Origin of the sequence: Kitasatospora purpeofusca (assembly GCF_034043715.1) — a bacterium.
Taxonomy (GTDB): Bacteria; Actinomycetota; Actinomycetes; order Streptomycetales; family Streptomycetaceae; genus Kitasatospora; species Kitasatospora purpeofusca_A.
This window is the reverse complement of sequence record NZ_JAXCLC010000079.1, coordinates 12,215-39,180: the sequence shown is the minus strand read 5'-3', so window position 1 is coordinate 39,180 and position 26,966 is coordinate 12,215. Positions and strand designations below refer to the sequence as shown.

At 72.4% G+C, this 26,966-nt stretch carries 19 protein-coding genes and 2 pseudogenes; 7 read left to right on the top strand and 14 right to left on the bottom strand.

Features of this window, described 5'->3' with window-relative positions; genetic code table 11:
* Nucleotides 1–59 precede the first annotated feature (59 nt).
* The 6 genes and pseudogenes from SM793_RS30775 to SM793_RS30750 all read right to left on the bottom strand — a co-directional run.
* Nucleotides 60–1,709, bottom strand: coding sequence for a polyamine aminopropyltransferase (locus SM793_RS30775; RefSeq protein ID WP_320441588.1), 1,650 nt, complete (start codon nucleotides 1,707–1,709; stop codon nucleotides 60–62).
* A 142-nt stretch (nucleotides 1,710–1,851) separates the two neighbouring features.
* On the bottom strand, nucleotides 1,852–2,379 hold the full coding sequence (locus SM793_RS30770; RefSeq protein ID WP_320441587.1) for a DUF2617 family protein: 528 nt from the start codon (nucleotides 2,377–2,379) through the stop codon (nucleotides 1,852–1,854).
* 444 nt (nucleotides 2,380–2,823) lie between these two features.
* On the bottom strand, nucleotides 2,824–4,014 hold the full coding sequence (locus SM793_RS30765; RefSeq protein WP_320441586.1) for a pyridoxal phosphate-dependent aminotransferase: 1,191 nt from the start codon (nucleotides 4,012–4,014) through the stop codon (nucleotides 2,824–2,826).
* Between the two features lie 148 nt (nucleotides 4,015–4,162).
* Nucleotides 4,163–4,729, bottom strand: coding sequence for a YbjN domain-containing protein (locus tag SM793_RS30760; protein ID WP_320441585.1), 567 nt, complete (start codon nucleotides 4,727–4,729; stop codon nucleotides 4,163–4,165).
* 215 nt (nucleotides 4,730–4,944) lie between these two features.
* Nucleotides 4,945–7,551: an ATP-dependent chaperone ClpB gene (gene clpB, locus SM793_RS30755; protein WP_320441584.1), complete on the bottom strand. Its 2,607-nt coding sequence runs from the start codon at nucleotides 7,549–7,551 to the stop codon at nucleotides 4,945–4,947.
* A gap of 278 nt (nucleotides 7,552–7,829) precedes the next feature.
* Nucleotides 7,830–8,726, bottom strand: a pseudogene (locus SM793_RS30750) (LysR family transcriptional regulator); the annotation flags it as partial.
* Nucleotides 8,727–8,797: 71 nt separating this feature from the next.
* On the opposite strand from SM793_RS30750, the gene SM793_RS30745 reads away from it, so the two are divergent.
* The 3 genes from SM793_RS30745 (at nucleotide 8,798) to SM793_RS30735 (ending at nucleotide 12,576) form a co-directional block, all read left to right on the top strand.
* The gene (locus SM793_RS30745; RefSeq protein ID WP_320441583.1) at nucleotides 8,798–9,922 is read left to right on the top strand and encodes a C4-dicarboxylate ABC transporter; all 1,125 of its coding nucleotides are present in this window, start codon (nucleotides 8,798–8,800) and stop codon (nucleotides 9,920–9,922) included.
* Nucleotides 9,923–10,505: 583 nt separating this feature from the next.
* Nucleotides 10,506–11,534: a LuxR C-terminal-related transcriptional regulator gene (locus tag SM793_RS30740; protein WP_320441582.1), complete on the top strand. Its 1,029-nt coding sequence runs from the start codon at nucleotides 10,506–10,508 to the stop codon at nucleotides 11,532–11,534.
* Complete coding sequence (locus tag SM793_RS30735; RefSeq protein WP_320441581.1) at nucleotides 11,521–12,576, top strand: LuxR C-terminal-related transcriptional regulator; 1,056 nt, start codon at nucleotides 11,521–11,523, stop codon at nucleotides 12,574–12,576. The genes SM793_RS30740 and SM793_RS30735 overlap by 14 nt, the downstream gene beginning before the upstream one ends.
* 7 nt (nucleotides 12,577–12,583) lie before the next feature.
* Here SM793_RS30735 and SM793_RS30730 read toward each other — a convergent pair whose 3' ends face one another.
* From SM793_RS30730 to dnaK, 6 genes are all read right to left on the bottom strand, one after another.
* Nucleotides 12,584–13,210 (bottom strand): hypothetical protein, encoded by a 627-nt coding sequence (locus tag SM793_RS30730; protein WP_051740548.1) that lies wholly within the window; start codon nucleotides 13,208–13,210, stop codon nucleotides 12,584–12,586.
* Between the two features lie 562 nt (nucleotides 13,211–13,772).
* Nucleotides 13,773–14,804 (bottom strand): helix-turn-helix domain-containing protein, encoded by a 1,032-nt coding sequence (locus SM793_RS30725; RefSeq protein ID WP_320441580.1) that lies wholly within the window; start codon nucleotides 14,802–14,804, stop codon nucleotides 13,773–13,775.
* Nucleotides 14,805–15,003: 199 nt separating this feature from the next.
* On the bottom strand, nucleotides 15,004–15,516 hold the full coding sequence (locus SM793_RS30720; protein WP_320441579.1) for a heat shock protein transcriptional repressor HspR: 513 nt from the start codon (nucleotides 15,514–15,516) through the stop codon (nucleotides 15,004–15,006).
* 7 nt (nucleotides 15,517–15,523) lie between these two features.
* Nucleotides 15,524–16,678: a molecular chaperone DnaJ gene (dnaJ, locus tag SM793_RS30715; protein WP_320441578.1), complete on the bottom strand. Its 1,155-nt coding sequence runs from the start codon at nucleotides 16,676–16,678 to the stop codon at nucleotides 15,524–15,526.
* Nucleotides 16,679–16,836: 158 nt separating this feature from the next.
* On the bottom strand, nucleotides 16,837–17,472 hold the full coding sequence (gene grpE / locus SM793_RS30710; protein ID WP_320441577.1) for a nucleotide exchange factor GrpE: 636 nt from the start codon (nucleotides 17,470–17,472) through the stop codon (nucleotides 16,837–16,839).
* Nucleotides 17,469–19,316 (bottom strand): molecular chaperone DnaK, encoded by a 1,848-nt coding sequence (gene dnaK / locus SM793_RS30705; RefSeq protein WP_320441576.1) that lies wholly within the window; start codon nucleotides 19,314–19,316, stop codon nucleotides 17,469–17,471. Before dnaK ends, grpE begins: the two co-directional genes overlap by 4 nt.
* A 310-nt stretch (nucleotides 19,317–19,626) precedes the next feature.
* Between dnaK and SM793_RS30700 the strand changes: the two genes are divergently transcribed.
* The 4 genes and pseudogenes from SM793_RS30700 to SM793_RS30685 all read left to right on the top strand — a co-directional run bounded on the left by SM793_RS30700 (nucleotide 19,627) and on the right by SM793_RS30685 (nucleotide 25,757).
* Nucleotides 19,627–21,849 carry a (Fe-S)-binding protein gene (locus SM793_RS30700; RefSeq protein WP_320441575.1) on the top strand — a complete coding sequence of 741 codons (2,223 nt, stop codon included), beginning with the start codon at nucleotides 19,627–19,629 and terminating at the stop codon, nucleotides 21,847–21,849.
* A 418-nt stretch (nucleotides 21,850–22,267) separates the two neighbouring features.
* A pseudogene (locus SM793_RS30695) lies at nucleotides 22,268–23,341 on the top strand (sugar phosphate nucleotidyltransferase); the annotation flags it as partial.
* A 216-nt stretch (nucleotides 23,342–23,557) separates the two neighbouring features.
* Nucleotides 23,558–24,628 (top strand): YIP1 family protein, encoded by a 1,071-nt coding sequence (locus SM793_RS30690; protein WP_320441574.1) that lies wholly within the window; start codon nucleotides 23,558–23,560, stop codon nucleotides 24,626–24,628.
* Nucleotides 24,629–24,818: 190 nt separating this feature from the next.
* Nucleotides 24,819–25,757, top strand: a complete 939-nt coding sequence (locus SM793_RS30685; RefSeq protein WP_320441573.1) for a metal-dependent hydrolase — start codon at nucleotides 24,819–24,821, stop codon at nucleotides 25,755–25,757.
* Between the two features lie 76 nt (nucleotides 25,758–25,833).
* Here SM793_RS30685 and dcd read toward each other — a convergent pair whose 3' ends face one another.
* Nucleotides 25,834–26,409 (bottom strand): dCTP deaminase, encoded by a 576-nt coding sequence (dcd, locus tag SM793_RS30680; protein ID WP_320441572.1) that lies wholly within the window; start codon nucleotides 26,407–26,409, stop codon nucleotides 25,834–25,836.
* 82 nt (nucleotides 26,410–26,491) lie between these two features.
* Nucleotides 26,492–26,728 carry a hypothetical protein gene (locus tag SM793_RS30675; protein ID WP_045938839.1) on the bottom strand — a complete coding sequence of 79 codons (237 nt, stop codon included), beginning with the start codon at nucleotides 26,726–26,728 and terminating at the stop codon, nucleotides 26,492–26,494.
* Nucleotides 26,729–26,966: the final 238 nt, after the last annotated feature.

Below are 26,966 nucleotides of genomic sequence, written 5' to 3'. Positions count from 1 at the left end.
CCCCCCCCCCCCCCCGGGCCCCCCCGCCGGGGGGGGCCCGACGGGCGGGTGGATCCGGGTCAGTGCGGGCCGAGCAGGGTGAGGGCGGCGGGCGGGCGGAGCGGCCGCAGGGCGGTGAGCCGGGCGGCGGAGGCGCGCAGGCCGTCCGCGGTGAGGGCGCGCGGCGGCGGGGCGTCGGGGGAGAGGGTGAGCGGCGGCTGGGCGGCCGCGGCGAGCAGGAAGCTCTGGCTGCTCTCCGGCCCCGGGCGGCAGCTGGCCGTCGCGCTGCCCGCGACGGCGTACGGTACGGTCCGCAGCCCGGCCGCCCGCAGCCCGGACTCCACCTGCCACAGCCCCTGCCGCCCGTGCTGCTCCTCGCCGCCGCGCACGGCGAGCCGTCCGCCCGGGGCGAGCAGCCGGGTGGTGAGGCCGTAGAACTCCTGGGAGTGGAACTTCACCGGCCCGCCGTCGGCGGGGGCGGGCAGGTCGGCGAGGACCACGTCGAAGGACTGGCCGGGCGAGGGCCGGACGCGGCGCAGCCAGTCCAGCGGGTCGGCCTCGGCGGTGCGCACCCGGGGGTCGTCCAGGGACCGGTCGGAGAGCGCGGCGAGGCCCGGATCGGTGCGGGCGAGCCGGGGGAGCGCCGGGTCCGGGTCGACCACCAGCACCGAACGGACGCCGCTGTGCCGCAGCACCTCCCGGAGCGCGAGCCCGTCCCCGCCGCCGAGCAGCAGCACCCGTCCGTCCGGCCCGGCGGCCATGGCGGGGTGGACGAGGGCCTCGTCGCCCCGGTAGGCGTCCGGTCCGCAGACCGCGAGCCGGCCGTCGACGTACAGCCGGAGCGGGCCCTCGGCCGGGCCGGTGAGCACGATCTCCTGGTCCCGGCTCTGGCTGACGGAGCGGATCTGCCCGCCGTACAGGGCCTGCCGGGCCGCCCGTTCGACCGCGCCGGAGCACAGGGCGGCCGCGGCGAGCAGGGCGAGGACGACCGCGCAGCCGCCCCAGAGCAGCCTCCGGGCCCGGGGGTCCGGTTCCTCGCGGAAGAGCCAGAGCACCAGGGCGCCCCCGGCGACGGCGTTGACCGCGCCGGTGACCAGCGCGCCGCTGCCGGGGCCGAGGAGGGGCAGGATCAGGAACGGGAAGGCGAGGCCGCCGATCAGCGCGCCCACGTAGTCGGCGGCGAAGAGGTCGGCGGCGGCGCGTCCGGCGTCCTCGCGGCGGATCCGCTGGATCAGGGTCATCAGCAGCGGGATCTCGGCGCCGATGAGGACGCCGATGAGGCAGGTCAGGCCGACCGTCGCGGCCTGGTAGCGGCCGATCCAGGCCCAGCAGGAGTAGAGCGCCAGTACGGACAGGCCGCCGGTGAGGGCGAGGGCGCACTCGACCAGGGCGAAGGCGGTGGCGGGCCGGCGGGTGAAGCGTTTGGCGAGCAGCGAGCCGAGGCCCATCGCGAACACCATGACGGAGAGCACGACCGAGGTTTGGGTGACCGAGTCCCCGAGCAGATAGTCGCCGAGAGCCACGAGTTCCAGCTCGTAGACGAGCCCGCAGGCCGCGCAGACGAACGAGGCGAGCAGCACCACCAGGCGGGCGAGTTCGGGGCGGGCACGCAACCGGGACCGACGGCGGGCGGGCAGGGGGGTCAGGCTCCGCCCGGGCCGGGGTGGGCTGCCGTCGTCGAGGTCGAGGCCCGGCTGTGCGGGGGGCGGACCGAGCGGATGATTGATCACGAACAAACGCTAGGCGACGTTCGGGACGGACGGCTGCGCCCATTCGACGGACAGGGTGGTATCGCAGGTTGACGAATCGTTCCTGCGTACGAATGAAGGTGCTCGGTCAGGGCTATGGACGGCTCGGCGGGGTCGGTGCCGGTCATCGGGAGGCCACCAGCGAGGAGCGGGTGCAGACCAGCCGTCCTTCCTGCGGATAGGCGTGCCAGGTGCGCCAGAGCAGGCGGTCCGCCCCGCCCTGGGTGACCAGCGCGGTGAAGGCGCTGGGGTCGCCGGGGAAGACCCCGGCCAGGCCGCGCGGGTGGCCCTCGACCAGGGCGAGCAACTCCTGCGCGCGGGCGGCGAAGTCGTGCGGCGGGAGGGCCTCGATCCGGGCCGCGAATTCGTACTCCCAGCCGTCGACCTGCTTGGCCACCCGGGCGGGCAGCGGCGTCCGGCGGCCGGGCAGGCAGGCGACGGTCTCCAGGCAGTGGCCGGGTCCGGCGGCGATCAGCACCTGGTGGGAGGCGCCCAGCAGGCGCAGCTGGAGGGTGCCGGACGGGCCGGGGCGGCCGGGGCCGGCGAGTCTCAGGTCGCGGACCGCGAGGGCGGGCAGCGGCTCGCCGCCCAGGCACCAGGCCAGGTCACCCGCGCGGGTGTCCGTGTAGGAGGTCTGCAAAGTGGTGAGCATGCTCGGCTCCGCGTTTCAGCTCCGTGCGCGCCCTCCGAGCAGCAGCGAGTGGGCCCGGGTCAAGGCGGGGCTGTTCGTGGCTGTGCGGTCCAGGGCGCGGCCGACCGTGGAAGGAAGGATTCCGGCTGGAGATTCAGCAGCAGAGAAGCACGAATACGCCGGGTCCGTCGGTGATTTACCCAACTTTGTCAAGCATTCACCGTTTCGAGCACATCGGCTTCGCTGCTCTGATCGACCCGGTGTGCGACTGTGCACCGCGCGCGCCTTTCGTCCCGGCCCGCACGCCGTGCGCACGGCTCGCACGCCGTCCGCACCACGCGTGCGCCCTCGCCCCGGATACGCCGGGCGCACGGCACCGGCCCCCGGCGAAACCCTGCCGCGCAGGCACGAAGGATTGCCCGGCAGGCAGCAAAACAGCGGCATGTCGGGCCAATTGACGAATCGTCAGGACGTGCGAGTGGTCCGGTCGACGGGACGGAGCCGGGTCAGTCGGTCGACCGCCTCCTCCAGGACGTCCACCCGCTTGCAGAAGGCGAAGCGCACCAGCGGGCGGCCGGCGTCGACGTCGTCGTAGAAGACGGCGTTGGGGATGGCCACGACTCCGCAGCGCTCGGGCAGGGTGCGGCAGAACTCGATGCCGTCCTGCTCGCCCAGCGGGGTGATGTCGGTGGTGACGAAGTAGGTGCCTTCGGGGCGGAAGACCCGGAACCCGGCCGCGGCGAGGCCGTCCGCGAGCAGGTCGCGCTTGTGCAGCAGGTCGGCGCGGAAGCCGTCGAAGTAGCTGTCGGGGAGGGCGAGGGCCTCGGCGACGGCGTACTGGAACGGGCCGGCGCTGACGTAGGTGAGGTACTGCTTGGCGGTGCGGACGGCGGCGACCAGCTCGGGCGTGCCGGTCACCCAGCCGACCTTCCAGCCGGTGAAGGAGAAGGTCTTGCCGGCGGAGGAGATCGAGACGGTGCGCTCGCGCATGCCGGGCAGGGCGGCGATCGGGTGGTGGGCGCCCTCGAACACCAGGTGCTCGTAGACCTCGTCGGTGACCACCAGGAGATCGCGCTCGACGGCGAGTTCGGCGATCGCGGTCAGCTCGTCGGGGGAGAGCACCAGACCGGTCGGGTTGTGCGGCGAGTTGAGCAGCAGCAGCCGGGTACGGGGAGTGACCAGCGAGCGCAGCCGGTCCAGGTCGGGGCGGAAGTCGGGGGCACGCAGGGTGAGCGGGACCCGGACCGCGCCGGCCATCGCGACGCAGGCGCTGTAGGAGTCGTAGAACGGTTCGAAGGCGATGACCTCGTCACCGGGCTCCAGCAGGGCGAGCAGCGCGGCGGCGATGGCCTCGGTGGCCCCGGCGGTGACGAGGACCTCGGTGTCCGGGTCGTAGGCGAGGCCGTAGCGGCGCCGCTGGTGTGCCGAGATCGCGGTCCGCAGCTCGGGGACGCCCGGGCCGGGCGGGTACTGGTTGCCGCGACCGTCGCGCAGTGCCCGGACGGCGGCCTCGCGGACCTCCTCGGGGCCGTCGGTGTCGGGGAACCCCTGGCCGAGGTTGATCGAGCCGGTGGCGGTGGCCAGTGCGGACATCTCCGCGAAGATCGTCGTACCGAGCCCGTCCAGACGACGGTTCAGCAGCGGCCTCGCACCCATCACGGCTCCTCGTACCTCGGTGTCGGCGGTGGTCGGGCCCGTCCCGGGGCCCGGTCGGGCCCATCCTGGGGCCCGAGGGGCCCCGGGGACAAGAACGGCCCGCCACCGGGCGTCGGTGGCGGGCCGTGCACGGGGGTTCCCCGCGGGCTCAGTTCTCCTCGGAACCGCCGTCGGACGGCTTGCCCTCGCCGCCCTCGCCCTCGATCTCGTCCTGGAGGCCCAGCCGCTCGACGATCCACTGCTCGAAGCCGACCGCGGCCTGGGTCCAGTTGGCGGTGGTGGTGACGAAGTAGTCCAGGTTGACGCCGGTGCCGACGATCATCTGGGCCTCACCGATCAGCCGGACCACGCCGTCCTCGTGGGTGTGGGTGTAGACCTTGGGCCACAGGGTCTCCCGGTTCCACTCGTCGATCAGGTCGAGGATCTCGCCCTTCTTCTCCAGCGGGTACGCGCGGTCGTAGAACGCCCGGACCGCGAAGAGTTCCTTCTGCTCGCCGCGGAACATGTAGTAGACGCGGAAGCCCTCCCAGGGGGCGGTGAGGTCACCCTCCTCGTCCACCACGTGCTTGAGCTGCATCTGGTCGAGCAGCTGGCCGACCAGGGCCTGGTCCGGAACGATGATCGGCGGCGGACCGTCCGGTCGGCCGCCCTGACCGCCGGGCTGACCGCCCTGCGGTGCGCCGAAGGACGGGATGGACGACGGGTCGATGCTCATGGGGTCCTCTTCCTCAGTGCACATGGTGGTCGGCAATGAGAGGCCGCCCTTCCGAGTCCATCCTGCCTCATCCCGGGCCCACCTCACAGAGGTGCCCGAAGGGCCTGTCCCCCGGATTTTGTCGTGTCAGGCCCAAGCCGGGGCGGCACGGCCGGATCGCGCCGCGCCCCCGGGTGGTCCGGGGGCGCGGCGGGCCCGGTCGGCCGGTCCCGAGGTCATTTCTCCAGTGGTCCGCGGGCACGGACGGTGAGGCGGTCGCCGGTCTCGTCCCGCTCGACCAGCACCGTGTCGCCGTCGTGCACCTGGCCCGCCAGGATCGCCCGGGCCAGCTGGTCGCCGATCGCGGACTGCACCAGCCGGCGCAGCGGCCGGGCGCCGTACGCCGGGTCGTAGCCGGTGAGCGCCAGCCAGTCCCGGGCGGCGGCGGAGACCTCCAGGTCGAGCCGGCGGTCGCGCAGCCGGTCGCCGAGCCGGGCCACCTGGAGGTCGACGATCCGGGTCAGCTCGGCGGTGCCGAGCGGGTCGAAGACCACGATGTCGTCCAGCCGGTTGAGGAACTCCGGCTTGAAGGCGGCCCGCACCGACTCCAGGACGAGCTCCTTCTTCCGCTCGTCCGGGGTGGTCGGGTCCACCAGGAACTGGCTGCCCAGGTTGGAGGTGAGGATCAGGATCGCGTTGCGGAAGTCCACCGTGCGGCCCTGGCCGTCGGTGAGCCGGCCGTCGTCGAGGACCTGGAGCAGCACGTCGAAGACCTCGGGGTGGGCCTTCTCCACCTCGTCCAGCAGCACCACGCTGTACGGGCGGCGGCGGACCGCCTCGGTGAGCTGGCCGCCCTCCTCGTAGCCGATGTACCCGGGCGGGGCGCCGACCAGGCGGGAGACCGAGTGCTTCTCGCCGTACTCGCTCATGTCGATGCGGACCATCGCCCGCTGGTCGTCGAAGAGGAAGTCGGCCAGGGCCTTGGCGAGTTCGGTCTTGCCGACGCCGGTGGGGCCGAGGAAGAGGAAGGAGCCGGTCGGGCGGTCCGGGTCGGCGATGCCCGAGCGGGTGCGCCGCACGGCGTCCGACACGGCCCGCACGGCCTCCGGCTGGCCGATCAGCCGCCGACCCAACTCCTCCTCCATGCGCAGGAGTTTGGAGCTCTCGCCCTCCATCAGCCGGCCGGCCGGGATGCCCGTCCAGGACGCCACCACATCGGCCACGTCGTCCGGGCCGACCTCCTCCTTGACCATCGAGGCGGAGGCGTCCTCGCCGACGGCGCGCTCCTGGGCCTCGGCGAGCTCCTTCTCGGCGGCCGGGATCTCGGCGTACATCATCTTCGACGCGCGCTCGAAGTCGCCGTCCCGCTCGGCGCGTTCGAGCGCGCCGTGCAGGTCGTCCAGCCGCCCCTTGAGCTCGCCGACCCGGTTCAGGCTCTTCTTCTCCTGCTCCCACCGGGCCGTGAGCACGCTCAACTGCTCGTTCTTGTCGGCGAGATCGCGGCGGAGCTTGGCCAGCCGGTCGACCGAGGCCGGGTCCGACTCCTTCTCCAGGGCCAGCTCCTCCATCCGCAGCCGGTCGACGGAGCGCTGGAGTTCGTCGATCTCGACCGGCGAGGAGTCGATCTCCATCCGCAGCCGGGAGGCCGCCTCGTCGACCAGGTCGATCGCCTTGTCCGGCAGGAAGCGGGAGGTGATGTACCGGTGCGACAGGGTGGCCGCGGCGACCAGTGCGGCGTCCGCGATCTGCACCTTGTGGTGCGCCTCGTACCGGCCCTTGAGGCCGCGCAGGATGGCGATCGAGTCCTCGACGTCGGGCTCGCCGACCAGCACCTGCTGGAAGCGGCGCTCCAGGGCCGGGTCCTTCTCGATCCGCTCGCGGTACTCGCCCAGGGTGGTGGCGCCGACCATCCGCAGCTCGCCGCGGGCCAGCATCGGCTTGAGCATGTTGCCGGCGTCCATCGCGGAGTCGCCGCCGGCGCCCGCGCCGACCATGGTGTGCAGCTCGTCGATGAAGGTGACGACCTGGCCATTGCTCTGCTTGATGTCGTTGAGGACGGCCTTCAGCCGTTCCTCGAACTCGCCGCGGTACTTGGCGCCGGCCACCATCGCGCCGAGGTCCAGGGCGACCAGCCGCTTGCCGCGCAGCGACTCCGGCACGTCGCCGGCCACGATGCGCTGGGCCAGGCCCTCCACCACGGCCGTCTTGCCGACGCCGGGCTCGCCGATCAGCACCGGATTGTTCTTGGTCCGGCGGGAGAGCACCTGGACCACCCGGCGGATCTCCTGGTCCCGGCCGATCACCGGGTCGAGCTTGCCGTCCCGGGCGGCCTGGGTGAGGTCGGTGCCGTACTTCTCCAGGGCCTTGTAGGTGCCCTCGGGGTCCGGCGAGGTGACCCGGCCGCTGCCGCGGACGTCCTTGAACGCAGCCAGCAGCGCCTTGGCGGTCGCGCCCTGCCGCACCAGCTGCTCGGCCACCGCCCCGCCCTCGGCGGCCAGGCCGACCAGCAGGTGCTCGGTCGAGACGTACTGGTCGTCGAGGTCGTCGGCGCGCTTGCCGGCCTCGGTCAGCACGGCCATCGTGTCCCGGGCCAGCTGCGGCGCGGCGACGGTGGAGCCCGAGGCGCTGGGCAGCCCGGCCAGCTGCCGGCGGGCGTCGGCGTCGATCGCGGACACGTCCGCGCCGACCGCCTCCAGCAGCGGTCCGGCGATGCCCTCGGGCTGTTCCAGCAGGGCGATCAGGATGTGCACCGGCTTCACGTCCGGGTTGCCGGCCGCGGCGGCCTGCCGGATCGCGGCGGACAGGGCGTCCTGCGTCTTGGTGGTGAACTTGCTGGCGTCCACTGCTGGGGGGTCCTCCCTGGTCGAGCTGATGTCTGCTCTTTACAGCATGCACTAAGTTGAGTCTATTCCGCTCAACTTCTACGTGAACGGTCGGGGCGGGCCCGCAGGACGGGCCGCCCGCTCCGCGCGGGCGCCCCGGTGTCGCCGGCGGTGGTCCCTGTTCCGGCGGCCGTGCCTGTCCCGGTGGCCGTGCCCGTCCCGGTGGCCGGCCGGGCCGCCGCCCTCGGCGGGAGGGCCCGCGCCTGGGCCATCCTCGCCTGGTGCGTCCCCGCCGTCCGCCGGGTCAGCGCCAGCAGGTCCCTGGCCGGTCCGGTCGGCCGCTGCCCGGACGGCCAGACCGCCCGCAGCGGCCGTCGCAGGTCCAGCTCCTCCACCAGCCGCACCGCCACCAGCCGCCGGGTCGCCAACTCCTCCACCACCGCCAGCTCGCTCAGACAGACCGGCCCGGCGCCGGTCATCGCCGCCGCCTTCAGCGCCGTCGACGAGGCCAGCTCGAGCCGGGGCGACGCGGCGCCGCCGTACGGAGCCAGCGCCATCTCCAGCACCTCCCTGGTCCCCGACCCCGGCTCGCGCAGCACCAGCGGGGTCGCCGAGAGCTCCGCCCCGGACAGCGGCGAACGCCGCCGCGCCCACGGATGGTCCGGCGCCACCACGACCACCAGCCGGTCCGCCGCCACCACCGCACCCGCCAGGCCGGCCGGCGGCAGCGGCCCCTCGACGAAGCCCAGGTCGGCGTCCCCGGCCAGCACGTGCCCCGCCACGTCCGCCGAGTTGGCGGTACGCAGCGTCACGGCCGTCCCCGGATTGGTCGCGCGCAGGGCCAGCAGCCAGCCCGGCATCAGGTACTCGGCGACGGTCAGGCTGGCCACCACGGTCAGCCGGGCGTCCCGGCGCTCGCGCAGCGCGTCGATCCCGGCGTCCAGCGCCTGTGCCGCTTCCACCACCTGCCGGGCCCATTCGACCACCAGCCGGCCCGCCTCGGTGGGCCGGGAGCCGCGCGGCGAGCGTTCCAGCAGCGGGACGCCGATCTGCCGCTCCATGCCCTTGATCCGGGCGCTGGCGGTCGGCTGGCTCACCCCGATCTCGGCGGCCGCCCGGCCGACACTGCCGAGCCGGGCCACCGCGAGCAGCAGCTCCAGGGCACCGATCTCGGGCACGCGCGGGGAGAGGGGCATAGATTCAGGCTATGCCCTCATAGAGCGGGCGGCGCTACCGGTGGCCGCCGTCCCGGGGGACGGTTGATGCCATGGTCACCCTGCTCAGCGCCGCTCCCCCCTTGTCCGCCCGGGCCCGCCTCGCCGCCCGGGCCCGCCGCCTCGACCTCTCCCAGCTCACCCCGAACTGGTACGCGGTGGTCATGGGGACCGCGATCGTGGCGAACGGCGCGGCGGCCCTCCCGGTCCGGTGGCCCGGCCTGCTGGGGTTCGCCGAGGTGGCGTGGGCGCTCGGACTGGCCGCTCTGCTGCTGCTCGGCACCGCCCGCGCGGTCCACCTGACCCGGCACCGCGAGGCCGCCAGGGAGCACCTGCTGGAGAACCCGGCCACCGCCGTCTTCTACGGCTGCCCGCCGATGGCGCTGCTCTCGGTCGGCCTCGGCACCCTGACCGTCGGCTCCCGGGTCCTCGGCACCGGCCCGGCCGTCGCGATCGACCTGGTGCTGTGGACGGTGGGCACGCTGTACGCGCTGGCCGTCGCGGTCGGCATCCCCTATCTGATGATCACCCGGCACAAGGTCTCCCCGCTCGGGGCCAACCCGACCTGGCTGCTGCCCGTGGTCGCCCCGCTGGTCGCCTCCGCCGCCGGCCCCGCGCTCGTCCCGCACCTGCCCGCGGGCGGCGCCCGGGAGGCCCTGCTGTACGGCTGCGCGACGCTGTTCGGGATCGGCCTGCTGGCCACCCTGGCCCTGCTGCCGGTGGTGCTCACCGGCCTGGTGCACAGCAAGCTGTCCGCCCTGGCGCTCACCCCGACCCTGTTCCTGGTGCTCGGCCCGCTCGGCCAGTCCACCACCGCCGTCCACCAGCTCGCCGACGCCGCCGGCCCGGTCCTCCCCCCGCTCGCCCCGGTCGCGCTCCCGCTCGCCGAGCTGTACGGCGTGGCCGTGCTCGGCGTCGCGATGCTGTGGCTGCTGCTCGCCCTCGCCGCCAACCTGCGCGCCCGGCGGGCCGGGATGGGCTTCGGGATGACCTGGTGGGCGTTCACCTTCCCGGTCGGCACCTGCGTCACCGGGGCGGCCGCGCTGGCCCGGCACACCGGCTTCGCCGGGTTCACCGGGCTCGCCGTCGGCCTGTTCGCGCTGCTGCTGGCGGGCTGGGCGATCGCGGCCGGCGGTACGGCCGCCGCGCTGGCCGGCGGACGGCTGCTGGCCCGCTGAGGCTCGCCGGGACCGGCGCCGGCCGCCGCCCGCATCCGGTTTTCCGGACTCCGCGCGTCCGCCACCAACCGGACGGGCGGTCGGAGAACTTCCGTCACACCTCGCTGACCTGGGGATTCGCAGGAACCGGCGATCCCTCGCGGCGGTCGGGGCCGGTCCGGTACTGCAGGTTTCTGCAATTGCGAGAACATGCAGCAGGGCGGCACTTGTTCACCGGCCGTCACGCTGTGAGGGTGGAGTCACGCCAGGTCGTCCGGGCAACCGCAGCCCGATGACGGCGACTTGCTCTTCATTACTGGATGCGACCGGCACGTCCGCACGTGCCTGCATATCGGGGGGAAGAGCGCCGGCCGGGACGCCATGTGTGGTGATGGCCCCCGGGACCGGAGCCGGCGAGGCGTTGCTGCTCCGCCTCGCCGGAAGCGCTGGGACCGTGGCGTAGACCGACGGCTCCCCGGACCCGGGTGCGACGGCACCCGAGGTCCGGGGACCCGTCGGTCCCCAGTAGCGTGAGGGCCGCCGGTCACCGAGCGGCGCGCGAGGAGCACCACACCCCGAGAGAACCCGGCAGGGAGCGTTCGACGTGACGTTCGGAGCGACGGCGGATCCGAAGGACACCCCGGGCGGCGCCCCCGACGACGAGGGCGCGACCGGCGCCGCCGCGGGTGAACCCGACGAGACCGCCCGCGGTCTCTACCTGGCGATCCTCGCCGACGGCGGCCGGATCCGCGTCGCCGACGTCCCCGAGGCCGACCGGGAGGCCGTCCGCCGGCTGGTCTCCATCGGCCTGCTGATGCCCAACCCGATGGACGCCTGCTACACCGCCGTGAGCCCCCGCTCGGTCAGCGACCGCCTCGGCGCCGAACTCCGCAGCGAGGCCACCCGGCTCCTGGTCCGCGCCGAGAACCTCCCCGGCGCCCTGGACGCCCTCACCCGCGCCTACGACGCGATGCCCCGCCCGCCCGAGCGCTCCGGCGGGGCCGTCTACATCGAGGGCCACATCCACATCCGGCACCGGATCTCGCAGCTGGTCTCCGACTGCCGTACCGAGGTCCTCACCGCCCAACCGGGCCCCCGCCCGGCCGACGCGCTCAAGATCGCGATCCAGCAGGACGTCCAACTGCTCCGGCGCGGCTGCTCGTTGCGCACCATCTACCAGCCGGTCGCGATGTCCGAACCGCCCGCCCTCGCCTACGCCGAGGAGGTCACCCGGCGCGGTTCGCTGATCCGGATCCTGGACGAGCCCATCCAGCGGCTGATGATCTTCGACCGCTCGGTCGCGGTGATCTCGGCCTCGGACGACCACAGCACCGCCGCGTTCATCACCGACCCGGCCGGGATCGCCTTCATCGTCAACGCCTTCGAGCGCGACTGGTGCCGGGCCGACGCCATCGGCCGCGACACCGCCCCCGGCCGGAGCGCCGCCCACGGCGCACCCGAACGCGTCGGCCGCCTCCTCGCCCGGGGCCTCACCCAGCGCGCCGTCGCGACCCGGCTCGGCCTCAGCGAACGCACCGTCGCCGCCCACATCTCCCGCCTGCGCGACCGCTACGGCGCCCAGACCCTCTTCCAGCTCGGCTGGCTGATGCGGGGCGGCCGTGACGACGGGTGAGCCCACCGGCACCGGCAACAGCGCCGACCCCGGCCGGGCCGGCCGTACGACCGCGGAGGTGCTGAACGCGGCGCTGCCGGACGAGGTCGCACGGGAGCTGTACCTGTCCGTGCTGCGCGAGGGCGGCCGGATCCGCGCCGCCGACGTCGACGGCCGGGACGCCGTCGCGCTGGAACGCCTCGTCGAACTGGGGCTGTTGGTGCCGCAGGTGCTGGACGCCTCCTACAGCGCGGTCGACCCGCGGGCGGTCGCGGACCGCATCGGTGCGGGGGTCCGCTCGATGGGAGCCCGGCTGATGGCCGAGGCGGAGCGGCTGCCGGAGCTGATGGGCGACCTCACCCGGGCCTACGACGCGGCGCCGTGCCGGAACGACCGGCCGGCCGGGGTCCGCTACCTGGCGGACACGGAGGAGATCCGGCACGAGATCGAACGGTTCTCCCAGAAGTACCGGAACGAGGGGTTGACCGCCCAGCCCGGCGGCGCCCGGCCGGTCGCCCTGCTGCCCGACTCGCTCGACCGCGCCCGCCGGTACCTCGGGCGAGGTGGCTCCATGCGCACCCTCTACGAACCGGCGGCCCGCCTGGACGGCCCGACGGTCGACTACGCGGCCGAGGTCACCCGGCTCGGCTGCGTGGTACGGGTGCTGGCCGTGCCGTTCAAGCGGATGCTGGTCTTCGACCGGCTGGTGGCGGTCATCCCTGCGGCGGCGAACGGCTCCAGTGCGGCCATCGTGGAGGATCCCGCCACGGTGGCGTTCCTGGTCGACGTGTTCGAGCAGCAGTGGCAGCAGGCCGAGGGCGTCAACTGGGCCGCGCTCCGAGCCGGTTCGGCCGAGAGCGCGAGCCCTGCGCAGGACCATGTCGGCCGCCTGCTCGCCCAGGGCCTCACCCAGCGGGTGATCGCCTCGCGCCTCGGCCTCAGTGAGCGGACCGTCGCCGCCCACATCGCCCGGCTGCGGGAGATGTACGACGCCGAGACGCTGTTCCAGCTCGGCTGGCAGATGCGGGGAGCCGGAGCCCGGACGGGGGAGTCCGGTGCCTGAGCCGCAATCAGCCGGTGGCCGCGCCGGTGGGCCAGTAGCCGGTCGGGCCGACGGCCGGGGGCTGCTGGCGGGGGACGGTGAACTGCTCGCCGGGGGCGGTCCAGAAGCCCTCGCGCAGGGAGAGCGCCATGCCGGCCCAGTCGAGGGCGGTCTCCACGGTGTGGTGGAGCGCCTCCTGGGACCAGGTGTCGTCGAAGACCAGCGGCAGGACGGGGGCGACCTGCTCGATGGTGGCGATCAGCGGGTTGTGGGTGATGGCCTCGTCCACCAGCAGGACGATCGGCTTGCGCAGCGCCGACGCCCAGCCCAGCTCCAGGCTGACGCCGGCGGAGAGCGGCGCGCCCACGTAGGCGAAGACCAGGTCGGCGGACTGCAGCGCACGGAAGTCCGACGGCACCCGCGGCTCGGGGGCGCGCCCGGCGACGGTCCAGGCGTCGCTGTGGTGGGCGCTGTAGACGGCGGCGCCACTGCGAAGAAGGGTGGTGCGGAGGGTCGTCAGCCGCGTCCGGCTGGCGAGAGTCACCACACTGTCCGCCGGCCCGGTCAGCCGCATCAGCGGCGCGGCCAGGAAGACTCGTGCACGCCGACCCTCGTGGGCCTGGCTGTCGTGGTGACGCAGGTAGGGCTCAGTCATGTCGACTCCGGGGAGTGGCTGATCGGGTTCACCAGGTCCGGCAGGGTTGGGTCAGGGGTTCCGATCGGCGTGGCTGCGGTCTCCGCTCGAGCTGCGGGGCCGAATGGTGAATTGAAGGTACATCGGCAAGTGTGGTGAGCTTGCCGGGACCATCGGGAGCGAACTGATCGTCCATCGTTCGGGGCGGCCGAGTCCACTGCTTAGAGGTGTCATCTGACTGCCTGGCATGGAGATGACGCACTTCTGTGGTGGGGGGATGTGGCGCGCACGTTCGAGCTGGGGCATTATGTGGTCGATTGCTCAGCTGTTCCCATTGCTCGATACCTTGCGACTACTCAGGAAGGCGTGATCGCATGCTTCGCCTGCGCCGGCACGTTCGCATTGTGGCGGCTTCGATCGCTGCCGTTGTAGCAGTATTGACCGCGAGCAGCCAGATTGTCTCGGCAGCTTCCGGCCACCAGCCCGCGTCGCACAGCCCCGCGTCCTCGGAGCTGCGGACGGTCGCACTGACGGACAACGACAGCAACTGGACCTGAGCCGGTCCGTCGGAGGGCTCGCCGGGTCAGTCGGTGACCTGGTCCAGCCCGTCCGGTCGGCTCTCGGGATGACCGTGCTGAGGGGTTCGGGCCAGCACGTACCCGAGCTGGAACAGTGAATCGACCTTGTAGTCCTCGCGCATGTCCGCTATGTGACGGGCGAGGGTGCGTTCGCTGATGCCGAGGCTCCTGGCTATGACGCGATGGCTGGTGCCCTTCAGCAGCAGATCGATGATCGTCTGTCGCAGGCGCGAGATGACTTCCTGAGGTACCGCTCGGGCGCCGTCGAATTCGAGTGCGCGGTTCCAGTTGCGCTCGAAGACGTCGGAGACCAGATAGCTGATGATCGCCCGGTCGTGAATGAACGCGGCCACATTCAGGTCGTCGGCGACAGGAATGATGGCGGTACGCCGATCGACGACGATGAGTCGCGTATAGGGCTCGTCCAGCGTGCGGACCTGTCCGCCCGCGTCCGTGATCGCCAGGACGTAGTCCCTGGTAGCCGGGTGGTAGCGGGTACTCGGGTGGTAGATCGTCCGAAACGTGGCGCCTCTCTGAAGGAGTGCCAGATCCCGGTCCCGACTGCTGGCAAGGGCCTCCGGGGGGCGAGGACCGCCCGGCTGCGCGGCCAGGAACTCCTCGGTGCAGCTGGTGGTCAACTGGCCCAGCCGTTGGTTGATCAGCACTTTTCCGCGCACGTACTCGATGCTGCCGCCGGTCTGCTTCGGCGTGTGGAAAGCCTCGGTCAGGTCCTTCAGGTCGATCGGTAGCGCCTCGGCCCGGGAGAGCAGGTCGAGGGCCTTGCGCTGCCAGGACGCGATGAGTCCGGACGAGAGCTGCTGAGGGTCCACGGCCACGAGGACGTTCGGCTCGTCCGTGTCCGGCACCAGCAGGCCGATGTCGAGAAGCTCCTGAAGGTACTTGGCGTCGGTGGCCTCCCGGTTTTCGGGCATCAGGCGACCGTGGGTGTGCAGGATGTCGAGATACAGCTTGCGCGCATTATCCGAAAGGACGCCGAGGCCGCCTGAGGTGAGTCCGGGATCGGCCGTCTCGCTCATCTGCGGCTCCCTGGTGTCGGATAGGGCTGTGTGAAGCCGGGGCGCCGACTTCGACGGGGATCTTGGACAGAGCCTTCGCGGGCCGGCATCGGCGTTTCTCGATCTGCTCTTGCCTGCACCGAGCACTCTCTCACCAAACGCCGCGCCGCCGGCACCCCCCGGCCAGGGGGAAACCGGCGGCGTCGGTGGGCGCGGGAGGTCAGCGCTTGGGGCGCCAGACGACGAGGGCGCTGGAGTGCGGGGTGGGGGGCTGGTACGGGACGAGGTCGCGGCGGTAGGAGGCGTGGATGGTGGCCTCGCGCTGCTGGAGGGCGGTGGCCGCGCCCTCCAGGGAATCGGCCAGTTCGGCGATGCGGGACTGGAGGGCGGTGACCTGGTTCTCCAGCTCGATGATCCGCTTGATGCCGGCCAGGTTGATGCCCTCGTCCTGGGAGAGCCGCTGGACCTCGCGCAGCTGCTGGATGTCGCGCGCGGAGTAGCGGCGGCCGCGGCCGGCGGTGCGGTCGGGGCAGACCAGGCCGAGCCGGTCGTACTGGCGGAGGGTCTGCGGGTGCAGACCGGAGAGCTCGGCGGCCACCGAGATCACGTAGACCGGGGTCTCCTCGGTGAGTACGTACCGGGGCTGCGGGGCGCTCCGGCGCGGGGTGCGGCGGGCGCCGCCACCGGGCAGGCCGTCACCGAGGCCGGGTCCGATGGGTTCGTCGGGGATCATCTGGTCGTCACGCTCCCTTCGCCGCTCTGAACAGGGCGGCTCGCGGGTCGTCGGAGGCGGTCGCCTCGCGGTACTGCTCCAGTGCGTCCAGCGCCTCGCCGGTGACGGTCTGGGGCACCACGACCTCCATGGTGACCAGAAGGTCGCCGCGGGTGCCGTCCTTGCGGGTGGCGCCCTTGCCGCGGGCCCGCAGGGTCAGGCCGTTGGCGCTGCCCGGGGGCAGCTTGAGCTTCACCGACGGGCCGTTCAGGGTCGGCACCTCGATGGTGCCGCCGAGGGCGGCCTCGGGGAAGGTGACCGGGACGGTCACGGTCAGGTTGTCGCCCTTGCGCCCGAAGACGGGGTGCGGGTCGACGTGCACGGTGACGTAGAGGTCGCCGGGCTGGCCGCCGCGCTCGCCCTGGGCGCCCTTGCCCTTGAGCCGGATCCGCTGGGCGTCCTGGACGCCGGCCGGGATCCGGACCTGCATGGTGCGGGCGGAACTGGCCCGGCCGCTGCCGTGGCAGTCGGTGCACGGGTCGTCGACGATCATGCCTCGGCCGCGGCAGTCCCGACAGGGCTCGGAGAGCGCGAAGGCGCCCTGGCCCCGGCTCACGGTGCCGGAGCCGACGCAGGTCGGGCAGACCCGCGGGGTGGTGCCGGACTTGGCGCCGGTGCCGTTGCAGAGGCGGCAGGGGGCCTGGCTGGTCATCCGCAGCGGGACGGTCGCACCGTCGACGGCCTCCTCGAAGGAGAGCGTCACCTCGGTCTCGACGTCCGAGCCGCGCCGCGGCTGGGCCTGCCGGCCGCCCCGGTTGAAGAGGCCGCCGAAGACGTCGCCGATCCCGCCGCTGCCGCCGCCGCCCTGGCTGCCGCTGAACAGGTCGCCGAAGTCGAAGCTGTAGCTGCCCGCGCCACCGGGGCCGCCGCTCCGGAAGCCGCCGTTGGCGAAGAGGCTGCGGGCCTCGTCGTACTCCTTGCGGCGCTTGTCGTCGGAGAGGACGTCGTACGCCTCGGAGATGTCCTTGAACCGCTCCTCGGCCGTGGTGTCGCCCTTGTTGGCGTCGGGATGGAACTCGCGCGCCAGCTTGCGGTACGTCTTCTTGATCTCGGTGGCGCTGGCGTCCTTGGGCACGCCCAGGACCTTGTAGTAGTCCTTCTCCACGTAGTCCTTGCCGCTCATGGCCGGCGCCACCTCCCGAGGTCCATCGTCACAGTGCTGTCAACGGTTGGGGCCCGGCCAGTGGTGCCGGGGCACATCGACAGCGCGCTGCGGAGCCGTCCGCCGTACTGGCCGGCGTACGACTCCGCAGCGCGGGGGTTGTCAGCTGTCACCGCTGGTCAGCTGTCCGAGTCACCGTCGGCCTGGTCCTTCTTCTCCCCGCCCTTGGCGGTGTCGGCGTCCGGGCCGGCCGTGGTCTGGGTGCCGGGCTGGGGCTCCGCGACCGCGACCATCGCCGGGCGGATGATCCGCTCGCCGATCCGGTAGCCGGGCTGGAGGATCTGGACGCAGGTGTCCTCGGTGACCTCCGAGGAGTAGCTGTGCATCAGTGCCTCGTGCATGGTCGGGTCGAAGGGCTCGCCCTCCTTGCCGAACTGCTGCAGGCCCAGCTTGGCGACGACCGTCTCCAGCGACTCGGCGACGGACTTGAAGCCGCCCGTCACCTCGCCGTGGTCGCGGGCCCGGCCGATGTCGTCCAGGACCGGGACCAGCGACTCCAGGATGTTGGAGACGGCGATCTCGCGGACCGTCAGCCGGTCGCGCTCGACCCGCTTGCGGTAGTTCTGGTACTCGGCCTGGAGGCGCTGGAGGTCGGCGGTGCGCTCGGCCAGCTCGCGCTTGGCCGTGGCGTCCCCCGAGGTGCCCGCGTCGCTGCCCTCGGCACCGGCCGCGGCGGCCTCCTCGGCGGCCTTGATCACGGCCTCCTCGGCGGCGGAGTCGTCGCCGGGCTCGGCACCCTGCGGCTTCTCCGTCATGCCGCACCACCCTTGGGCTTCTCGTCGTCCACGATCTCGGCGTCGACCACGTCGTCGTCCTTGGCGCCGGCGTCGCCGGCCGCCCCCGCGTCACCGGCCGCACCGGAGGCGTCGGCGTTGGCGTACAGGGCCTGGCCGAGCTTCTGGGCGGTGGTGGAGACCTTCTCCGAGGCCTCGCGGATCGCCGCGATGTCCTCGCCCTTGAGGGCGTCCTTGAGCTCGCCGATGGCGGTCTCGACCTCGGTCTTCACGTCGGCCGGGAGCTTGTCGGAGTTGTCGGCGATGAACTTCTCGGTGGAGTACACGAGCTGCTCGGCCTGGTTGCGGGTCTCCACGGCCTCGCGGCGCTTGTGGTCCTCCTCCGCGTACTGCTCGGCCTCGCGCATCATGCGCTCGATGTCGTCCTTCGGCAGCGCGGAGCCGCCGGTGACGGTCATCTTCTGCTCCTTGCCGGTGCCGAGGTCCTTCGCGCCGACGTGCATGATGCCGTTGGCGTCGATGTCGAAGGTGACCTCGATCTGGGGCAGGCCGCGGGGGGCCGGCGGCAGGCCGGTCAGCTCGAACATGCCGAGCTTCTTGTTGTACGCCGCGATCTCGCGCTCGCCCTGGTAGACCTGGATCTGCACGGACGGCTGGTTGTCCTCGGCCGTGGTGAAGATCTCCGAGCGCTTGGTCGGGATCGTGGTGTTGCGCTCGATCAGCTTGGTCATGATGCCGCCCTTGGTCTCGATGCCGAGGGACAGCGGGGTGACGTCGAGCAGCAGGACGTCCTTGACCTCGCCCTTGAGGACGCCGGCCTGGAGGGCGGCGCCGATGGCGACGACCTCGTCCGGGTTGACGCCCTTGTTGGCGTCCTTGCCGCCGGTCAGCTCGCGGACGAGCTCGGCGACGGCCGGCATCCGGGTCGAGCCGCCGACGAGGACGACGTGGTCGATCTCGGACAGGGCGATGCCCGCGTCCTTGATGACGTTGTGGAACGGGACCTTGCAGCGCTCCAGCAGGTCCGAGGTGAGCTGCTGGAACTGGGCCCGGGTGAGCTTCTCGTCCAGGTGCAGCGGGCCCTCGGCGGAGGCCGTGATGTAGGGCAGGTTGATCGAGGTCTCGGAGGACGAGGACAGCTCGATCTTGGCCTTCTCGGACGCCTCGCGCAGACGCTGCAGCGCCATCTTGTCCTTGGACAGGTCGACGCCGTGGCCGGCCTGGAAGACCTTGACCAGGTGGTCGACGACCTTCTGGTCCCAGTCGTCGCCGCCGAGGTGGTTGTCACCGTTGGTGGCCTTCACCTCGACGACCCCGTCGCCGATCTCCAGCAGCGAGACGTCGAAGGTGCCGCCGCCGAGGTCGAAGACCAGAATGGTCTGGTCGTCCTTGTCCAGGCCGTACGCCAGGGCGGCCGCGGTCGGCTCGTTGACGATGCGCAGGACGTTGAGGCCCGCGATCTCACCGGCCTCCTTGGTCGCCTGGCGCTCGGAGTCGGAGAAGTACGCCGGGACGGTGATCACCGCGTCGGTGACCGTCTCGCCCAGGTACGCCTCGGCGTCGCGCTTCAGCTTCTGCAGCACGAAGGCGCTGATCTGCTGCGGGTTGAAGTCCTTGCCGTCCAGCCCGATCTTCCAGCTGGTGCCCATGTGGCGCTTGACCGAGCGAATGGTGCGGTCCACGTTGGTGACCGCCTGGCGCTTGGCGACCTCGCCGACGAGCACTTCGCCGTTCTTCGCGAAGGCCACCACGGACGGCGTGGTCCGCGCGCCCTCGGCGTTCGTGATAACGGTGGGCTCGCCGCCCTCCAGAACGCTGACGACCGAGTTCGTCGTACCGAGGTCGATGCCGACCGCACGTGCCATGGTAGATACCTCCACGGAAAAGTTGAGCTTTACAGGCTCAAGGATGCATGACAGGTCGGGGCACGTCAACAGCTATGAGTCGCCGGTGCTCAACTTTGGTGAGCCGGTAACCCTGCGGACCGCTGCCGCGACGCGGCCGGGGGTGCCCCGGGCGTGCGCTCACGTGACTGCCGCCATACCTTGAGCATCTTCAAGAGAAGTGGTGCCGGCGGTAATGTCCGGGCCGTCGGCCCAGGAAGTTACCGACGAGTACACTGCCCCGGAGACACTGCACACCCGCAACAAGCAAGCCGCAGGAGACGGAGAGCCGATGCAGCTAGCAGCGATCGTCATCTCGCTGGTCACGTTCGTGGTCGGCACCGCGCTCGCCGCTCGTGCGGCGCTGTACATCTACCGGGTGGTGCGGACCGGCCAGCCGGACGCCACCCGCTTCGGGCAGCCCGCCCAGCGAGTGAAGACCGTGGCCGTGGAGTTCGTCGGCCACACCAGGATGAACCGGTGGGGGATCGTCGGCGTCGCCCACTGGTTCGTCGCGGTCGGCTTCTTCACCCTGGGCCTGACCCTGCTCACCGCGTTCTTCCAGCTGTTCGACGCCGAGTTCGTGCTGCCGGTGCTCGGCGGCTGGCTGCCGTACGAGCTCTTCACCGAACTGGTCGGCACCTTCACCACGCTGGGCATCGCCGCCCTGATCGTGATCCGGCTGCTGAGCCTGCCCGGCCGGGCGGGCCGCAAGTCCCGCTTCGCCGGCTCGATCGCCTGGCAGGCCTTCTACGTCGAGTACACGATCCTCGGCATCGGCCTGTGCATCATGATCCTGCGCGGCCTGGAGGGCGCGCTGGAGGGCGTCGGCTCCTACGAGGCCAAGTACCTGATCTCCTACCCGCTGGTGGCGGCCTTCCGCGGCCTGTCCCACGGCACCCTGGAGAACCTGGTCTACATCTTCGCGATGCTGAAGATCTGCACCTCCTTCGCCTGGGCGATCACCATCGGCATCAACCCCTCGATGGGCGTCGCCTGGCACCGCTTCCTGGCCTTCTTCAACATCTACTTCAAGCGCGCCGAGGACGGCTCCACCGCGCTCGGCGAACTGCGCCCGATGACCAGCGGCGGCGCGCCGATCGACTTCGAGGACCCGGCCGACGACGCCGTCTTCGGCGTCTCCCAGGTCGAGCACTTCTCCTGGAAGGGCATCCTCGACTTCTCCACCTGCACCGAGTGCGGCCGCTGCCAGTCGCAGTGTCCGGCCTGGAACACCGGCAAGCCGCTCTCGCCGAAGCTGCTGATCATGAGCCTGCGCGAGCACGCCTTCGCCAAGGCTCCCTACCTCCTGGCCGGCGGCGGCAAGGACATGGAGGGCGAGGAGAAGGCCACCGCCGAGCAGCTGGCGGACGTCCCGGCGGCCGCCCTGGCCGAGGCCGAGCGCCCGCTGGTCGGCACCGCGGAGGAGAACGGCGTCATCGACCCGGACGTGCTGTGGTCCTGCACCACCTGCGGCGCCTGCGTCGAGCAGTGCCCTGTGGACATCGAGCACATCGACCACATCGTCGACATGCGCCGCTACCAGGTCATGATCGAGTCCTCGTTCCCCACCGAGGCCGGCACCATGCTCAAGAACCTGGAGAACAAGGGCAACCCCTGGGGCATGGCCACCAAGGCGCGCCTCGACTGGGTCAAGGAGCTCAAGAAGGAGACCGGCATCGAGGTGCCGGTGATCGGCGAGGACATCGACCCCGCCGAGGTCGAGTACCTGTACTGGGTGGGCTGCGCCGGCGCCCTGGAGGACCGGGCGAAGAAGACCACCAAGGCCTTCGCCGAGCTGCTGCACACCGCGGGCGTGCGGTTCGCGATCCTCGGCAAGGAGGAGTCCTGCACCGGTGACTCCGCCCGCCGCCTGGGCAACGAGTTCCTCTTCCAGATGCTCGGCGCGCAGAACGTCGAGACCCTGAACGCCGCGCTGGAGGACGCCCCGGTCAAGCGGATCGTGGCGACCTGCCCGCACTGCTTCAACACCATCGCCAACGAGTACCCGCAGCTGGGCGGCCACTTCGAGGTCATCCACCACACCCAGCTGCTGCAGCACCTCATCGACGAGGGCAGGCTCGTGCCGGTCAACCCGGTCGAGGGCCTGATCACGTACCACGACCCCTGCTACCTGGGCCGGCACAACAAGGTCTACAGCCCGCCGCGCGAGATCATGGACAAGGTCCCCGGTCTGCGCCAGCAGGAGATGCACCGCCACAAGGAGCGCGGCTTCTGCTGCGGCGCCGGCGGCGCGCGGATGTGGATGGAGGAGCGCATCGGCAAGCGGATCAACACCGAGCGCGTCGACGAGGCGCTGTCCCTCGACCCGGACATCGTCTCCACCGCCTGCCCGTTCTGCCTGGTGATGCTCTCCGACTCGGTGAACGGCAAGAAGAACGAGGGCGCGGCCAAGGAGCACCTCAAGGTGGTGGACGTCGCCCAGCTGCTGCTCGACTCGGTCAAGGCGATCCCGCCGACCGCGGCCGAGGAGCCGCAGACGGCCGACGTCTGAGCGGCCTCCCGCTCGACGGGGCCGTGAACCGGTCCGGTTGTTCGACAGTTCTGCAACAACCGCCCGGCCCGGGGGGTGCCACCGGCACCCGCCCGGGCCGGGCTCTTCCGGTGACCGCCGGCGGGTTTCTCCGGTTGACCGCTCCGGTTTTTCCGGTGACCGCTCCGGCTTTTCCGGCGGCCGGTCCGCGTTCTCCCGGTGGCCGCCCCCACAGTCCGGCCCGGTCGCCCGGCCCCGTCCCGGGCGCCGAGGGCCGGGCCACCGGGCGGCGCTCCTGTCAGAAGGAAATACAGTAGGCGCCGGACCGGCCGTGCGCCGGTCGATCCGTTCCGGCCCCCGGAACGGCGTACACCACACCGACGGAGGTATCGGCCCGCCGGGCCGGGCCGCACAGAGCACAAGGGGAACGGCGCAGACCATGACCGAGGCGATCATGCTGGTCGGTGGTAAGGGCACGCGACTGCGTCCGCTGACCACCCACACCCCCAAGCCCATGCTGCCGGTGGCAGGCGTCCCGTTCATCGCGCACCAGCTCGCGCGCGCGGCGGCGGCCGGGGTCACCCGCGTGGTGCTCGCCACGTCCTACCTCGCCGAGGTCTTCGAGGACCACTTCCAGGACGGCACCCCCTACGGCATCGAGCTGGTCTACCTGACCGAGCGCGAGCCGCTCGGCACCGGCGGCGCCATCCGCAACGCGGCCACCGGTCTCACCTGCGGCCCCGACGAGCCGGTCCTGGTCTTCAACGGCGACATCCTCTCCGGCGTCGACATCGCCGCCCTGCGCGACGGCCACGTGGCCGCCGGGGCCGACGTCACCCTGCACCTCACCCGGGTCGAGGACCCGCGCGCCTTCGGCCTCGTCCCGACCGACGAGCACGGCCGGGTGCTGGAGTTCCTGGAGAAGCCGGAGACGCCGGAGCAGATCGTCACCGACCAGATCAACGCCGGCTGCTACGTCTTCACCCGCTCCGTCATCGACCGCATCCCGACCGGCCGCGAGGTCTCCGTGGAGCGCGAGACCTTCCCCGAGCTGCTGGCCACCGGCGCGCTGCTGCGCGGGGTCGTCGACACCTCGTACTGGCTCGACCTCGGGACCCCGGCCGCCTTCGTCCGCGGCTCGGCCGACCTCGTCCTCGGGAAGGTCGACTCGCCCGCCGTCCCCGGCCCGACCGGCGACGCCCTGCTGCTGCCCGGCTCGACCGTCCGGCACGGCGCGGTGCTCAGCGGCGGCACCGTGGTCGCCGAGGGCGCGGTGGTCGAGGCCGGTGCCATCGTCGAGGGCAGCGTGATCCTGCCCGGTGCCGTCATCGGCGCCGACACCCTGGTCAAGGACTCGATCGTGGGCGCCTTCGCGACCATCGGCGACCGCACCGCGCTGGACGGCGCGGTGATCGGTGACGGCGCGATCGTGGAGTCCGACAACGAGCTGCCGAACGGCATCCGGATTGCCTGCGGCACCCTGCTGCCGGTCGGCGCCGTCCGCGTCTCGGCCGGCCCGGGCGGGTGCCCGGCCGGCACCAGCGCCGCGGCCTCCGTGCACGGGCCGAAGGTGGCCGTGGGGCAGTAGCGCGCCGCCGTGGCCCCGCGGCAGTGGCCGTGACCCCTGCGGCAGTGGCCGTGACCCCGCGGCAGTAACAGGCTCGCTGCAAACCGGACCCGGTCCGGTGCCCGGCCACCGGGGCGCCCGCCGGGCGGGTACCTTCGGAACGTGGCTGGCAATCGATACGACAGCGGTCAGGGCGCCGACCCCCGTGGCGGGTGGTCGGCGCCCCCGCAGCAGCAGGCGGCGCCCGGGGGGTACGGGCCGACGGACGGGCCGGAGTACTTCACCGGTCCGCAGCAGGGCCCCGGCGGCCCGTCCGCCCCGCAGGGCCCGACGGACCCGTACGGTCCCGGCCCCCGCTCCCCGTACGCCTCGCAGCAGGACCCGTACGCGGGACAGCAGCCCTACGCGGGGCAGCCGCCCTACGGCGGGCCGCAGCGGGACCCGTACGCGGCCGACCAGCCCGGTCACACCCGGGCCTTCCCGGTCGGCGACCCGTACGCGGGCGAGCCGTCCTCCTACGGGCCGGAAGGGGCGCCGTACCCCGACGGCTACGGGCAGCAGGGCTGGTCGGACGACCGGGGGCAGCAGGGCTGGTCGGACGACCGGGGGCAGCAGGGCCAGGGGGGTTACGGCGAGGACAACGTCGCCGTCTACCGGGCCGGTGGCCAGTCCGCACCGCAGGCCACCGGGCCGAGGCCGGGCTGGCGCGAGCTGCTGACCGGACTCTTCCGCACCCCCACCGCGATCTTCGACCGCACCCGCGACCACCAGGTCTGGCTGCCCGCCGTCACGGTCTCCCTGCTGTACGGCGCCCTCGCCGTGCTCGGCCTCGGCATGACCCGCGACGACGTGGTCAACTCGACCTTCACCGTGGCGCTCACCGCGCTGCTGGCGGCGGCGGTCTGCTTCACCCTGGCCGGCGCCATGCTCGGCGCGGTCACGTACGCGCTGGCCCGGCAGTTCGGCGGCGACGGCCCGTGGCAGTCCACGGTCGGCCTGGCCGTGCTGATCGGGTGGGTCACGGACGCGCCCCGGCTGCTGCTGGCGCTGGTGCTGCCGGCCGACAACCTGCTGGTCCAGGTGGTCGGCTGGGCCACCTGGCTGCTCTGCGCGTTCCTGCTGACCAGCATGGTCCGCCGGGTGCACGACCTGCCCTGGGGCAAGGCGGCGGGCGCGGCGGCGCTGCAACTGCTGGCGCTGCTGGTGCTGATCAAGCTGCCGACCCTCGGCTGACCGCCGTCCCCTTCCGGCTTCCTGTCCTTCTGTCCTTCTGTCCTTTCGTCCCGCTGTCCCTCGGCCCGTCCCCCTCCCGGACGCGGTCCCGGACCTCGGGGACAATGGAGCACGGGCCTCGCCTCGCGGGGCCCGTCGCCGTTGTCCGATCCACCCCGTCCAGTCCACCCTCACCCGCACGGAGCCAGGCATGACCCTCCCCACCACGCACGTCAGCTTCCCGGCCGGGGCGGTGACCGGCGAGTCGACGGTGCTCGCGGTGCACCCGCTGGACGGCGGCCGGTACGCCGTGGTCACCGGGGCGACGCCGTTCCACCCGCTCGACCACACCTGGCCCGACCAGCCGGCCGACCTCGGCACGCTCACCGTGGACGGCGTCGAGCTGGCCGTCGTCGACTGCCTCACCGGCGCGGTCGGCCCGGCCGGTGACTCGGTCGGCGGCCCGGACGGCGGTTCGGACGGCGGTTCGGCCGGCGGCCCGGTGCTGGTGGGCGCCGACATCCCGGTCCGGCGCGGCGACGAGGAGTGGTCCTGGCTGGTCCTGCACGTCCTCGCGGCCGACCCGGGCGACATCGTCGGCCGGACCGCCGCCCTCACCGTCGACGCCGGCCGGCGCGGGGCGCTCAGCGCCTCGCACAGCGGCTGCCACCTGCTCGCCCTCGCCCTCAACGAGGCGCTCGCGCCGCGCTGGCGCAAGGACCCGGGCCGTACCGACGCCTTCGGCCACCCGGACTTCGACAGCCTCGCCATGGCGAGTTCGGTGATGGACACCGAGGCGAGCACCGACACCTACCGGCTCGGCAAGTCGCTGCGCAAGAAGGGCTTCACCGCCGAGGCCACCGAGGAGTTCCCGGCCCTGGCCGACGCCCTCCCCGACCTGACCGAGGCCGTCAACCGCCGGCTGGCCGGCTGGGTCGCCGCCGACGCCCCGGTGCGCATCGACGTCCCCGGCCCGGAGCTGACCGCCCGCCGCGAGTGGCACTGCGAGCTGCCCGAGGGCGCGGCGCGGATCTTCTGCGGCGGCACCCATCTGCACCACCTGGGCGAGCTGGCCGAGCTCCGCACCGAACTGCGGCTCTCCGAGGACGGCAGCGAGCTGGTCGCCGTCACCCGCCCGAAGCGGGCCTGACACGGCGGCGGGCGGCCACCCTGTCCAGGGTGACCGCCCGCGTCCTGCTCGCCGCTCGCGTCGCTCGGGTCGTCGCTCAGACCTTGGAGCGGTGGAAGTTCAGGTGGGAACGGGACGGCGTCGGGCCGCGCTGCCCCTGGTAGCGCGAGCCGTACCGCTCCGAGCCGTACGGGTGCTCCGAGGGCGAGGAGAGCCGGAACAGGCAGAGCTGCCCGATCTTCATCCCCGGGTAGAGCTTGATCGGCAGGGTGGCGACGTTCGACAGCTCCAGCGTGACGTGCCCGCTGAACCCGGGGTCGATGAAGCCCGCCGTGGAGTGCGTCAGCAGACCGAGCCGGCCGAGGCTGGACTTGCCCTCCAGCCGCGAGGCGACGTCGTCGGGCAGCGTGATGACCTCGTAGGTCGACGCCAGCACGAATTCGCCCGGGTGCAGGATGAACGCGTCCTCGCCCTCCGGCTCGACCAGCCGGGTCAGGTCCGGCTGCTCCTCGGAGGGGTCGATGTGCGGGTAGCGGTGGTTCTCGAAGACCCTGAAGAAGCGGTCCAGTCGCACGTCGATGCTCGACGGCTGGACCATCGCGGGGTCGAACGGATCGATCACCACCCGGCCGTTGTCGATCTCGGCCCGGATGTCCTTGTCAGAGAGCAGCACGCTTCGAGGTTACGTGCACGACGCGGCCCCGGACGAATCGCCCGGGGCCGCACCTGTCACACCTCTCCCACGACCGCCCTCGTCAGGCGAGGAACTCCGCGGCCTCCAGCCGCAGCGCCCGGGCCAGTTGCGGCTCGGACAGCTCCCGCACGTCGGCCAGCACCGAACTCCTCAGCCGCCCGCACTGCGGGCACCGGATCAGCCGGCCCGGCCCCAGCCGGCCGGGGCCGAGATTCTGCATCGGGAACGTGGTGGTGCTGAACAGGTGCCCCTCGGCACAACGAACGACGGCGCGCTGCTCCATCGATCCCCTTCCCATCCTTACCCCGGTACTCACCCGTACTCGTCGCCCCAACGGCGGAGCCCCGGGACCAGCGTCACATTAGGGGAAGTTCCGGACATTCCACACCAAGGCTCGCCGCCCGCACCCACCCGCCGGGGCAGTCTCACGCGGCCCACACAGTACGCCTCCACCCCCACCCCGCGCGGCTCCGCCACGACCTCCGGTCACCTGTGCAACGACCGTGGCGGATGGGGTACAGTGAGGACAGATCGAG